This is a genomic window from Aurantimonas sp., assembly GCF_964217435.1.
GTDB lineage: Bacteria > Pseudomonadota > Alphaproteobacteria > Rhizobiales > Rhizobiaceae > Aurantimonas > Aurantimonas coralicida.
Genome location: NZ_CAXPJM010000044.1, coordinates 32,254 through 44,435, shown reverse-complemented (window position 1 = coordinate 44,435; position 12,182 = coordinate 32,254). Strand labels below are relative to the sequence as shown.

Genomic DNA, 12,182 nt, shown 5'->3' with positions numbered 1-12,182 from the left:
ATTCTGGGATGAACCGCAGGGCCGAAACGACTGCGTCGCCGGCTTCGGCGGGGCTGGCGGGTATATATGAAGTGGCATTTGGGGGTGCAAGACGGATGGTCGCGCTTTCGTGAGTTCGCGTCCTGCGGGCCTTGCGGGCGACTGAATCCGAAAATGGTTGGAACCGCAACGGACGGTCGGGACTTACCCCACCGAATACGCCGGCGCGCGGATGGTCCGCCTCCTGCCGGTCTGAAGGAGACAAGCCATGAACAGCATCATCTATCTCGTCGGCCTGGTCGTCGTCGTCGCCATCGTCCTGTCGCTGCTCGGCGTCCTGTAAGGACCCCACGCGACGCGTCCGCCTCACGCGACCGCAAGGGTCGCGGAAGGTCCGGGAACGCGCAGAACCGACAAGACAGCCGGCGGACGTGCCGCCGGCCAACGCAAGGGCCGATCAGCCCCCGAAGATGCTTCTGAACAGCGAGCGGTCGCTGGAGCGGCCCCGGGCCGGCCCCTCGACGGTCACCCCCGGCGGCGGTGCGCTGTCATAGACGCGGCCGCCCCCTTCGGCCGGCAGACCCTGCGGCGGGATCGGCGCCTCGCCGTTCTGACGGTAATAGGGATCGGCCGATTCCCCCTCGTAGAACCCACCATCCGAATAGCCGCTATCGGCCGTCAGCGGCGCCTGCGCCTCGCCGATCCGGTAGTCGCCGGGCAGCGGGATCGGGTCCAGCCCCTCATGCGCGGCCGTCATGAAATCGTGCCAGGCCTCGGCCGGCAGCGAGCCGCCGGTGACCTTGCGCATCTTGGCGCCGTTGTCGTTGCCCAGCCACACGCCGGTGGTCAGATTGGCCGTGTAGCCGACGAACCAGGCGTCCTTGAAGTCCTGGGTCGTGCCGGTCTTGCCGGCGGCCTGCCAGCCGTCGATCGCCGCCCGGCGCCCGGTGCCGGCCGACACGACGCGCGTCAGCATGGCGTTCATCATGCCCACGATCTCCGGTGAGACGACCACCGGGGGCACTTCGGCGCCCCGTTCCCAGACCACCTTGCCCTGCTCGGTGATGACGCGGTTCACCAGATGCGGCGTCGCGCGGTAGCCGCCATTGGCCAGCGCCGTGAAGGCACCGGTCAGTTCGACCAGCGAGACTTCCGACGTGCCGAGCGCGATGGAGGCATTGTCGACGAGATCGGACTTGATGCCCATGCGATGCGCCGTCTCGATCACCGCGTCGGCGCCGGCACTGTCCACCAGCCGCGCCGCGACCGTATTGAGCGACTGGCGCAGGGCGTCGGCGACGGTGACCGGACCGCGGAACTTGTTGTCGTAGTTCTGCGGCGACCAGTTTCCGATCCGCACCGGCGCATCGTCGATGATCGATTCCGGACGCCAGCCCTTTTCCAGCGCGGTGGCGTAGACGAAGGGCTTGAAGGTCGAGCCCGGCTGGCGCTTGGCGTCGACCGCGCGGTTGAACTGGCTCTGGGCATAGTCGCGGCCGCCGACCAGCGCACGGATCGCGCCGGTGCCGTCCACCGCCACGAGGGCGCCCTGGCTGACATTCTGCGAGGCACCGTCGACGGTCTTGCGTACGACCTCCTCGGCCTTCTTCTCGAGGGCGAGGTCGATGGTGGTCTCGACGATGACGTCCTGGTCGATGTCGCCGACGAGCTGCTTGATGTCGCGCATCACCAGATCGGCGGCGTAATGCTCGCCGCCCGTCCAGTAACTCTTGGCATTGGTCGGCTTCTGCGCCTTGGCGTCGGCATATTCGGCCTGGCTGATGAAGCCCTCGTCGCGCATCGCTGCCAGCACCACCTCGGCCCGCGCCTTGGCGGCGGCCGGGTCGTTGGCCGGCGACAGCCGCGACGGCGCCTTCAGGAGGCCCGCCAGCAGCGCCGCCTCGCCGAGATTCACCTCTTCGGCCGGCTTGTCGAAATAGCGCCGGGACGCTGCCTCGACGCCGGTCGAACCGGAGCCGAAATAGACCCGGTTGAGATACATCTCGAGGATCTGGTCCTTGGTGAATTTCTGCTCCAGCCACAAAGCCAGGATCGCTTCCTGGATCTTGCGGCGGATGGTCTGGTCGGGATTGAGGAAGACGTTCTTGGCGAGCTGCTGGGTCAGGGTCGAGCCGCCCTGCACGGTCTCGCCGGCCGCCATGTTCTGCATGAAGGCGCGGGTGATGCCGATCGGATCGACGCCCCAATGGTCGTAGAAACGCCGGTCCTCGATGGCGATCACTGCCTGCGGGATATAGGGGCTCATCTCGTCCAGCGAGACTTCTTTGCCGCCGGTCAGGCCGCGATTGGCCATCAGCTCGCCGGCCACCGAGACGATCTTGACGTTGGGCGGCCGGTCCGGGATCGCCCAGGCTTCCTGCGGCAGCTTGACGGCCATGTAGCCGACGACGGCCGCCACGGTGAGCCCGCCGACGACGCCGAGCATCAGGAACAGCCGGAAGACATGGCCGAGGAAGCTGCGCCGGCGGCGTCCGCCGCCGCGGCCCGAGCCACCGCCGCCCTGCGTCTTGCCGCGGCCGCGCCGGCTGGCGGCGGCGGGCTTGGCCGGCTTGCGATCGTTGACGGGTTTCTTCGCGGTCTTGCGGCGCGGACCGCTGGAACCGTTCGGAACGGCGCGATCGTCGGCGCTGATGCGGAAATCGTCGTCGCCGAGTTCGGAACCGCCGAAGCTGGGTTCGATGCGCTCGTGCCGTCGTGCCGCCATTCGGACGTCTTTCCCTCACGAACCGGCAGGGCCGGTCCTGTTCGTTACGCGAAGGCCGTTGCGCGTCGAGCGCGGATCGGCCTCCAACCCCAAGTGTCGCGCAGGAGACGTCGCCCGGCCAGATCGCCGACTTGCGTCGGACCGGTCCATGCGCCAAACGACCGGGCCCCCAAGCCCTGTCGCAAACGTCTCCGCAAATCCGCGATGCAGCTTAAATGCGGCGAATTAACGGGGCATTAAGCAATGCGGCAGCGGCCGGAACGCCGCGAATGCCAGCCTGCCAGCCGCCTCGCGCTGCCACGAGACGCCATTGATGCGCCCGAAGCGCTGCGCCATGTCCCGCCGAAACGGGGACGCCTGGCGCCCCGACCCGGAGATTTGCGAGAAGGAAGACGCCATGAACATCGACCTGTCCGGCAAGCGCGCCGTCGTCACCGGTTCGACCGGCGGGATCGGTCTGGCCGCCGCCATCGGCCTTGCCCGTGCGGGCGCCAGCGTGGTGGTGAACGGGCGCGGCGAGGACCGGGTGGAGACCGCCGTGCGCAAGGTGGTCGACGCCGTGCCGCGCGCCGACGTCTCGGGCGCCGCCGCCGACCTGATGACCGCCGACGGCTGCAAGGCGCTGGTCCGCGCCGTGCCCGACCCCGACATCGTCGTCAACAATGTCGGGATCTTCGGGCCGAAACCCTTCTTCGAGATCGGGGACGATGTCTGGGAGGATTTCTTCCAGCTCAACGTCATGTCCGGCGTGCGCCTGTCGCGGGCGTGGATGCCGGCCATGATGGAGCGCGGCTGGGGGCGCGTAGTGTTCCTGTCGTCGGAATCGGCGCTGAACATTCCCGCCGACATGATCCATTACGGCTTCACCAAGACGGCGCTTCTGTCGATTTCGCGCGGGCTCGCCAAGCTGGCCGGTGGCTCCGGCGTCACCGTCAATTCGGTGCTGCCGGGACCGACCATGTCGGAGGGCGTCGAGGGAATGCTGGCGGAGATGGCGTCGGAACAGGGCATCTCGATCGAGGAGGCGGGCGTCGCCTTCGTCAAGGCGGCGCGTCCGAGTTCGATCATCGGCCGGCCCGCGACCGTCGAGGAGGTCGCCAACATGATCGTCTATGCCTGCTCGAAGGAGGCGTCGGCCACCACCGGCGCGGCGCTGCGCGTCGATGGCGGCGTGGTCGACACCATCGCCTGACGGGCTACCGGTACGCGGAGCCCAATACGAAAAGGGCCCGGTCGCTGGCGACCGGGCCCTTGAAGAGAAAGGCGTTGAAAGCCTGCCGTCCTACCAGAGGTCGAGCGAGAAGCGCTTGGAGACGCCGAGACCGAAGAAATACTGGTTCTCGTCGCCGGCCTGCACGATCGGCGAATCCTTGGCGTCGCCGACCAGCCGGTCGTATTTGGCGTCGGCATTGATGAACCAGTCGGTGAAGATCTCGTAGCGCGCCGAAGCGGCGACGCCGACGCTCTTGAAGCCGCCATCGGGATCGTAGGCGCCGAGGCGGAAGCCGGAGGCGGCCGATTCGCGGGCGCTGACGCCGAAATAGGAATCCATGTAGTCGCTGGAGGCGAAGCTGGCGGTCGGGCCGGCCTTCAGCACCAGGCGCTCGGTCGGCCGGGCGATCAGATTCGCGCCGATGTCGCCGACGAAGCCGTCGGCACCGCCGAAGGCATAGCGCACGGCGCCGTAGACTTCGGCGCTCTGCCACTCGTAGCTGGCCTTCAGGCCGAGCTCGTAGGTTGCGTCGAGATCGTCGAGGCCGGTCAGCTCCGAATAGTCGCTCGCGTCGCGGTCGCCGATATAGTCGAAGGAGGGTCCGATCGACAGGCCGAGGCCGTCCTTGCCGCCGAAGGAGCCGATGCCCGGCAGGTTCAGATATTCGACGCTGATGATCGGCGACGGATTGATCTGGTACTCGTCCGAGCCGAGATATTCCGGCGACACGATGCCGGAGATGCCGAGCTCGAAGACGAAGTCGGTATCGCCATAGTCGTTGGCGGCGGGTGCCAGCGGCGCCGGTGCCGGGTCGTAGGGGGCGTAGACGGCATCGGCGGCAGCCGCGCTCAGCGAGGTCGCGAGCAGCAGGGCGAGGGCCGAGGCGGCGGTACGAATGCGCATGTCTGATACTCCAGCCTGTCACGCCATTCTTCGATCCATCGGACCGCGTGGCGTGTTGCCTTCGTTCATACGGGAAATTCGCGATCCATCAATTGCCGGAACGACCCCGCCGACGCTTTGCCGGCGCGCCGTTGCGCCGCAGGCACAGTGACAGGATGGCGCAGGCCGGCAGGGCGCGATGGCGCGCCGGGAAAACCCTCGGTCCGACAAGCAAAGGGCGCGGCCACCGGTTGGCGCCGCGCCCTGTCGTTCGAGCGGTCGGAGAGCCCTGGCGATCTCAGTCGCCGGCGCCCAGCGCCGCCAGCACGCGGGCCCAGGAGCGCTGGCCCTTGTGGAAGGAGCTCATCTCGTACTTCTCGTTCGGCGAATGGATGCGGTCGTCGCCGAGGCCGAAGCCGATCAGCAGCGATTCCATGCCGAGCCGCGCCTTGAACTCGCCCACCACGGGGATCGAGCCGCCCATGCCGATCATCACGGCAGGCTTCGGCCATTCGTCCGAGAGCGCGGCGCGCGCCTTGCCGAGCCAGGGCGAATCGAAGGGCAGCTGGATCGCCGGCGAGCCGCCATGGGGATGGTATTCGACGGAGCAGTCGGCCGGCAGGCGCGCCTCGACGAAGGCGCGGAAGGCGGCGCGGATCTTGTCCGGGTCCTGGCCGGCGACCAGCCGGAAGGAGACCTTCACCATCGCCTGCGAGGCGATGACGGTCTTGAAGCCCTTGCCGGTATAGCCGCCGGAAATGCCGTTGAACTCGGCGGTCGGGCGCGCCCAGACCTGCTCCAGCACCGAGCGGCCGGTCTCGCCCGCCGGCACCGACAGGCCGACCGAGCCGAGGAACTCCTCGGCCGAGAAGTCGAGCCCGTCCCAGATGGCGCGCACCTCGTCCGGAATGTCCTGGACGCCGTCGTAGAAGCCGGGGACGGTGACGCGACCGTCGGCGTCGTGGATGTCGGCAAGGATGCGGGCGAGGACGCGGATCGGGTTCTGCGCGGCGCCGCCGAAATAGCCCGAATGCAGGTCCTGGTTCGCCGCCGTCAGGACGATTTCCTCGCCGACGAGGCCGCGCAGGCCGGTCGAGATCGCCGGGGTCTCGCGGTCCCACATATTGGTGTCGCAGACCAGCGCCACGTCGGCCGAGAGCTCTTCGCGATTGGCGTCGAGGAACGGGGTCAGCGAGGGCGAACCGGATTCCTCCTCGCCCTCGAGGAAGATCGTGACCTTGCAGGGCAGGCCGCCGGTCTCCGCCTTGTAGGCGCGGCAGGCCTCGATGAAGGTCATCAGCTGGCCCTTGTCGTCGGCCGAGCCGCGCGCCACGATCCGCTTGGTGCCGTCCGGGCCGTCCTTGACGACGGGCTCGAAGGGCGCGGTCTCCCACAATTCCAGCGGGTCGACCGGCTGGACGTCGTAATGGCCGTAGAACAGGACGTGCGGCGCGCCGTCCGGCCCGTCGTGATGGGCGACGACCATCGGGTGGCCCGGCGTCTCGCGCAGCGAGGCGTCGAAGCCGATCGCGTCGAGATCGCCGACGAGATATTCCGCCGCGCGGCGGCAATCGGCGGCATAGGCCGGATCGGTGGAGATCGACGGGATTTTCAGGAGATCGGTGAGCCGGCCGAGCGAGCGCTCGAGATTGAGGTCGAGGCAGGCAAGGACGCTGTCGAGATTGGCCATGGGAGATCCGTTTCTGCAAGGGAGCGGCCGCGCGGCGGGCGGGGCCGGGTCGTGCCCGTGAAGATGGGGCGCAGGCACGCGATGTCCTTCGTTACGGGAGACATCGGGTGGGGATCAAGGCCGCTGCCGGGCAGCGCGTCGCGGCGCCGCCCGGCAGGATGTCGCGCGCTCAGCCGAGCCGTTCGGCGTGCCAGCGCAGATGGTCTTCCATGAAGGAGGAGATGAAGTAGTAGCTGTGGTCGTAGCCCGGCTGGCGCCGCAGCGTCAGCGCGATCCCGGCGTCGGCGCAGGCCTTTTCCAGGAGTTCCGGCTTCAGCTGCTCGGCGAGGAAATTGTCGGCCTCGCCCTGGTCGACCAGAAGGTCCTTCACCCGTGCGCCGTCCTCGATCAGCGCCACCGCGTCGTGCTTGCGCCACGCGGCCTTGTCGTCGCCGAGATAGAGCGGCAGGGCCTTGTGGCCCCACGGCACCTGGCCGGGCGCGACGATCGGCGCGAAGGCCGAGACGGCCTTGTAGCGGTCCGGATGGGTCAGCCCGATGGTCAGCGCGCCATGGCCGCCCATGGAATGGCCGAGGATCGACTGGCGGGCCATGTCGGCCGGGAATTCGGCTGCGACGAGCGCCGGCAGTTCCTCGGTGACATAGGACCACATGCGGTAGTTCTCGGCGAAGGGCGCCTGCGTGGCGTCGACGTAGAAGCCGGCGCCGAGGCCGAAATCGTAGGCGCCCTCGGCATCGTCCGGCACGCCTTCGCCGCGCGGGCTGGTGTCCGGCGCCACGAAGATCAGGCCGAGCTCGGCGCAGATGCGCCGGTACTCGCCCTTTTCGGTGACGTTGGCATTGGTGCAGGTGAGGCCCGACAGGTACCAGACCACCGGCAGCTTCGCGCCGTCCGCATGGGGCGGCACGAACACCGAGAAGGTCATCTCGGTGCCGGTTTCCTTGGAGGCGTGACGGTAGACCCCCTGCACGCCGCCATGGGCGGTGTTGGTGGAGACGGTCTCCATCAGAACACCACCACCGAACGGATCGACTTGCCCTCGTGCATCAGGTCGAAGCCCTTGTTGATCTCTTCGAGCGTCAGCGTGTGGGTGATCATCGGGTCGATCTGGATCTTGCCGTCCATGTACCAGTCGACGATCTTCGGCGTGTCGGTGCGCCCGCGCGCGCCACCGAAGGCCGAGCCCTTCCAGACGCGGCCGGTGACCAGCTGGAACGGCCGGGTGGAGATTTCCTTGCCGGCCTCGGCGACGCCGATGACCACGGAGACGCCCCAGCCGCGATGGCAGGCTTCCAGCGCCTGGCGCATGACCATGGTGTTGCCGGTGCAGTCGAAGGTGTAGTCGGCGCCGCCGCCGGTCAGCTCGACCAGATGCGCGACGATGTCGCCGTCGATCTCCTTCGGATTGACGAAATGGGTCATGCCGAAGCGCTCGCCCCATTCCTTCTTGTCGTTGTTGAGATCGACGCCGATGATCTTGTCGGCACCAACGAGGCGGGCGCCCTGGATCACGTTCAGGCCGATGCCGCCGAGGCCGAAGACCACGACATTGGCGCCCGGCTCGACCTTGGCGGTGTTGACCACGGCGCCGACGCCGGTGGTCACGCCGCAGCCGCAATAGCAGGAGGTCTTGAAGGGCGCGTCTTCACGGATCTTGGCGACCGCGATCTCCGGCAGCACGGTGAAGTTCGAGAAGGTCGAGCAGCCCATGTAATGGTAGATCGGCTTGCCCTTGTAGGAGAAGCGCGATGTGCCGTCGGGCATGACGCCCTTGCCCTGGGTGGCACGGATGGCGGTGCACAGATTGGTCTTGCCCGACAGGCACGACTTACACTGGCGGCATTCCGGCGTGTAGAGCGGGATCACGTGGTCGCCGGGCTTCACATAGGTGACGCCGGCGCCGACCTCGCGGACGATGCCCGCGCCCTCATGGCCGAGGACCGAGGGGAACAGGCCTTCCGAATCGAGGCCGTCCAGCGTGTAGGCATCGGTATGGCAGATGCCGGTCGCCATGATCTCGACGAGGACCTCGCCGGCTTTGGGGCCTTCGAGGTCGAGTTCGACGATCTCCAGCGGCTTCTTGGCTTCGAATGCGACGGCGGCGCGGGTCTTCATAGAGGTCTCCAGACTGTCGGTGCCGGGTTCCTGCTAGACGTTTCGGGCCGCGATGCAAATACCCCGAAAGGCGGTCGGCGCCGACAAATGGCAGCCGGCAAGCCGCGACAAACGCTTGCGATCAGCGCCGAAGCGATAGCGGCCGACGCGATTCAGCCTGCGACGATGATGGTCTTGAAGAGGGGTGGGGACGCGAGAAGAGAGCCGCCGCGGCCTGGAGGGGGATACACCGCAACGACTCTCTCGCTTAGTCCGAGCGGCGCGCCCCGGAGAGGGGGAAAGGGGCCGTGTCGCTCTCCATTCCGGCACATAAGCGGGGGACGTGCTTGTGGCCGAACACGACGCTCGGGGCGTCGTTGAACAAGAGATGCGTCGTGGGGTGGGGGAAATCAAGCAATGGACTCGTGAAGGGCGATCACATCGCCGTGATCGCACCATTGCCAAACCGTAACAAACAGCAACAATCGTGTGATTGCAAGGGGGCGGGCTAATTTGTGCGCCTGCGCGCCGCGCCGCGGACCTAGAAGGCCGCGGAAATGGCGGCGCAAACCCCTTCTCCGGGCCATGTCGGCAGACGCTTTGGAGAGGGTGCAAACCGGATGGACTCGCGCGAGGCGCCAAGCTACGACCGGCCCATGAACAAGGGCGACCATCTCTTCCTCGTCGATGGATCGGCGTATATCTTCCGGGCCTACCACGCGCTGCCGCCGCTGACACGCAAGTCCGACGGCCTGCCGGTCGGCGCCGTCTCGGGCTTCTGCAACATGCTGTGGAAGCTGGTCGAGGAATCCCGCGACACCTCGGTCGGCGTCGCGCCGACCCATTTCGCGGTGATCTTCGACCATTCCTCGACGACCTTCCGCAACGAGCTCTATGCCGACTACAAGGCCAATCGCGAGGCGCCGCCCGAGGACCTCGTCCCGCAATTCGCGCTGATCCGCGAGGCGGTGCGCGCCTTCGACCTGCCCTGCATCGAGAAGCAGGGTTTTGAGGCCGACGACCTGATCGCCACCTATACGCGCCATGCGGTCGAGGCCGGCGGCGACGTGACCATCGTCTCCTCCGACAAGGATCTGATGCAGCTCGTCGGGCCGCGGGTCATCCTCTACGACCAGATGAAGGACAAGCGTCTCGGCCCCGACGAGGTGAAGGAGAAGTTCGGCGTTCATCCGGACAAGATGATCGACCTGCAGGCGCTGGTCGGCGACACCTCCGACAACGTGCCGGGCGTGCCGGGCATCGGCCCGAAGACCGCCGCGCAGCTGCTGGCGGAATATGGCGATCTCGAAACGCTGCTGGAGCGCGCCGCCGAGATCAAGCAGAACAAGCGCCGCGAGAACCTGATCGCCTTCGCCGACCAGGCGCGGCTGTCGAAGACGCTGGTCACCCTCGACCAGAACACGCCGCTCGACGTGCCGCTGGACGACCTGTTCATACACGAGCCGGATGGCGAGAAGCTGATCTCCTTCCTGAAGGCGATGGAGTTCACCTCCCTGACCCGGCGGGCTGCGGCCCAGCTCGGCACCGATGCCTCCGAAGTGGAGAGCGCGGCGATCGCCGTCGACACGCCGGCGCGCGGGCCCGACCTCGACCCGGCCGGATCAGCCGTCGCCGCGCCCGGCGCCGGCGACGCCGCCCTGCCGCTGACGCCCTCAGCCCTCGTCGAAAGCCGCCGGGCGGCTGCCGCGGCCGCGGTCTTCGACCTCGGCGCCTATGTCACCATTCGCGACGCGGCGACGCTGTCGGCATGGATGGACGAGGCGCGCGAGACCGGCCTTCTCGCCTTCGACACCGAGGCGAGTTCGCTGTCGGCGATGAAATGCGACCTCGTCGGCGTGTCCTTCGCCACGAAAGCGGGCCGCGCCGCCTATGTGCCCCTCGCCCATGTCTCGCCCTCGGGCGAGGCCGACCTCCTGTCCGACAAGGCGGTGGAGGACGAGATCGGTCCGCAGCTGCCGATGGACGAGGCGCTGGCCATCCTGAAGCCGGTGCTGGAGGACGACGCCGTCCTGAAGATCGGCCAGAACGTCAAATATGACTATCTCGTCATGCGCCGCCACGGCATCACCATGGCGCCCTTCGACGACACCATGCTGATCTCCTACGCCCTCGACGCCTCTGCCTCGCTGGCCGGCCATGGCATGGACGAATTGTCCGAGCGCTTCCTCGGCCACAAGCCGATGAGCTACAAGGAGCTCTGCGGCTCCGGCAAGGGCGCCAGGCCGATCGCCGCCTGCGCCATCGACAAGGTCACTGCCTACGCCGCCGAGGACGCCGACGTCACGCTGCGGCTGTGGCAGGTGCTTAAGCCGCGCCTGGTCGCCGAGGGCCTCGCCACCGTTTACGAGCGCTTGGAGCGGCCGCTGGTCGCCGTCCTCGCCCGCATGGAAGAGCGCGGCATCAAGGTCGACCGGCAGATCCTGTCGCGCCTGTCCGGCCGCTTCGCCCAGAAGCAGGCGGGCCTGGAAGCCGAGATCGCCGAGATCGCGGGGGAGACCTTCAATCCCGGCTCGCCCAAGCAGCTCGGCGAGGTGCTGTTCGGCAAGCTCGGCCTGCCCGGCGGCAAGAAGACCAAGAGCGGCCAGTGGTCGACCGACGTGCGGGTCCTCGAGGACCTGGCCGCCGAAGGCCATCCGCTGCCGCGGCGCATCGTCGACTGGCGCCAGCTCACCAAGCTGAAGGGCACCTATACCGACACGCTGCCGGGCCACATGGATGCACAGGGGCGCATCCACACCTCCTATTCCATGGCCTCGACCACCACGGGGCGGCTGTCATCCTCCGAGCCGAACCTGCAGAACATCCCGGTGCGCACCGAAGAGGGGCGGGCGATCCGCACCGCCTTCGTCGCGCCGGCCGGCCACAGCCTGGTTTCGGCCGACTACAGCCAGATCGAATTGCGGATCCTCGCCCATATCGCCGACATCCCGCAGCTGAAGGAGGCCTTCCGCGAAGGGCTCGACATTCACGCCATGACCGCGTCGGAAATGTTCGGGGTGCCGGTGGAGGGCATGCCGTCGGAGATCCGCCGCCGCGCCAAGGCGATCAATTTCGGCATCATCTACGGCATCTCGGCCTTCGGCCTCGCCAACCAGCTGTCGATCCCGCGCGACGAGGCCGGCACCTACATCAAGCGCTATTTCGAGCGCTTCCCCGGCATTCGCGACTACATGGATTCCACCAAGGCCTTCGCCAAGGAACACGGCCATGTGGAGACCCTGTTCGGCCGGCGGGTGCACTATCCGGACATCCGCTCGCCCAATGCCTCGATCCGCGCCTTCAACGAGCGGGCGGCCATCAACGCGCCGATCCAGGGCACCGCGGCCGACATCATCCGCCGCGCCATGATCCGCATGGAACCGGCGCTGGCGGACGCCGGCCTGTCGGCGCGCATGCTGCTGCAGGTCCACGACGAACTGATCTTCGAAGTCGAGGACGAGGAGGTCGAAGCGACCATTCCGGTGGTCCGCAAGGTGATGGAGGAAGCCGCCCTGCCGGTCGTCCAACTCTCGGTGCCGATCGAGGTTGATGCCAAGGCGGCGGCGAACTGGGACGAGGCGCACTAGGTCGGCGGCATC

The 12,182-nt window shown here is 67.6% G+C and carries 7 protein-coding genes; 2 read left to right on the top strand and 5 right to left on the bottom strand.

Features of this window, described 5'->3' with window-relative positions; genetic code table 11:
- Nucleotides 1-436: 436 nt before the first annotated feature.
- Nucleotides 437-2,704, bottom strand: a complete 2,268-nt coding sequence (locus tag ACEQX1_RS16810) for a transglycosylase domain-containing protein (protein ID WP_370197151.1) — start codon at nt 2,702-2,704, stop codon at nt 437-439.
- Between the two features lie 397 nt (nt 2,705-3,101).
- On the opposite strand from ACEQX1_RS16810, the gene ACEQX1_RS16805 reads away from it, so the two are divergent.
- On the top strand, nt 3,102-3,896 hold the full coding sequence (locus ACEQX1_RS16805; protein ID WP_228239314.1) for an SDR family NAD(P)-dependent oxidoreductase: 795 nt from the start codon (nt 3,102-3,104) through the stop codon (nt 3,894-3,896).
- Nucleotides 3,897-3,986: 90 nt separating this feature from the next.
- On the opposite strand, the gene ACEQX1_RS16800 is transcribed toward ACEQX1_RS16805, so the two are convergent.
- The 4 genes from ACEQX1_RS16800 to ACEQX1_RS16785 form a co-directional block, all read right to left on the bottom strand.
- Nucleotides 3,987-4,820: a MipA/OmpV family protein gene (locus tag ACEQX1_RS16800; RefSeq protein WP_370194546.1), complete on the bottom strand. Its 834-nt coding sequence runs from the start codon at nt 4,818-4,820 to the stop codon at nt 3,987-3,989.
- A gap of 277 nt (nt 4,821-5,097) precedes the next feature.
- Complete coding sequence (locus ACEQX1_RS16795) at nt 5,098-6,489, bottom strand: M20/M25/M40 family metallo-hydrolase (RefSeq protein ID WP_370194545.1); 1,392 nt, start codon at nt 6,487-6,489, stop codon at nt 5,098-5,100.
- Nucleotides 6,490-6,658: 169 nt separating this feature from the next.
- The gene (gene fghA / locus ACEQX1_RS16790; protein WP_370197149.1) at nt 6,659-7,495 is read right to left on the bottom strand and encodes an S-formylglutathione hydrolase; all 837 of its coding nucleotides are present in this window, start codon (nt 7,493-7,495) and stop codon (nt 6,659-6,661) included.
- Nucleotides 7,495-8,604, bottom strand: a complete 1,110-nt coding sequence (locus tag ACEQX1_RS16785) for an S-(hydroxymethyl)glutathione dehydrogenase/class III alcohol dehydrogenase (RefSeq protein ID WP_370197146.1) — start codon at nt 8,602-8,604, stop codon at nt 7,495-7,497. The genes fghA and ACEQX1_RS16785 overlap by 1 nt, the downstream gene beginning before the upstream one ends.
- Before the next feature lie 635 nt (nt 8,605-9,239).
- Between ACEQX1_RS16785 and polA the strand changes: the two genes are divergently transcribed.
- The gene (gene polA, locus ACEQX1_RS16780) at nt 9,240-12,170 is read left to right on the top strand and encodes a DNA polymerase I (RefSeq protein WP_370195653.1); all 2,931 of its coding nucleotides are present in this window, start codon (nt 9,240-9,242) and stop codon (nt 12,168-12,170) included.
- Nucleotides 12,171-12,182 lie beyond the last annotated feature (12 nt).

What these genes read in the sequence shown, in the direction of transcription:
- ACEQX1_RS16810 (WP_370197151.1), bottom strand. Translation starts at nt 2,704, where the DNA reads ATGGCGGCACGACGGCACGAGCGCATCGAACCCAGCTTCGGCGGTTCC.
- ACEQX1_RS16800 (WP_370194546.1), bottom strand. Translation starts at nt 4,820, where the DNA reads ATGCGCATTCGTACCGCCGCCTCGGCCCTCGCCCTGCTGCTCGCGACC.
- ACEQX1_RS16785 (WP_370197146.1), bottom strand. Translation starts at nt 8,604, where the DNA reads ATGAAGACCCGCGCCGCCGTCGCATTCGAAGCCAAGAAGCCGCTGGAG.
- fghA (WP_370197149.1), bottom strand. Translation starts at nt 7,495, where the DNA reads ATGGAGACCGTCTCCACCAACACCGCCCATGGCGGCGTGCAGGGGGTC.
- ACEQX1_RS16795 (WP_370194545.1), bottom strand. Translation starts at nt 6,489, where the DNA reads ATGGCCAATCTCGACAGCGTCCTTGCCTGCCTCGACCTCAATCTCGAG.
- ACEQX1_RS16805 (WP_228239314.1), top strand. Translation starts at nt 3,102, where the DNA reads ATGAACATCGACCTGTCCGGCAAGCGCGCCGTCGTCACCGGTTCGACC.
- polA (WP_370195653.1), top strand. Translation starts at nt 9,240, where the DNA reads ATGAACAAGGGCGACCATCTCTTCCTCGTCGATGGATCGGCGTATATC.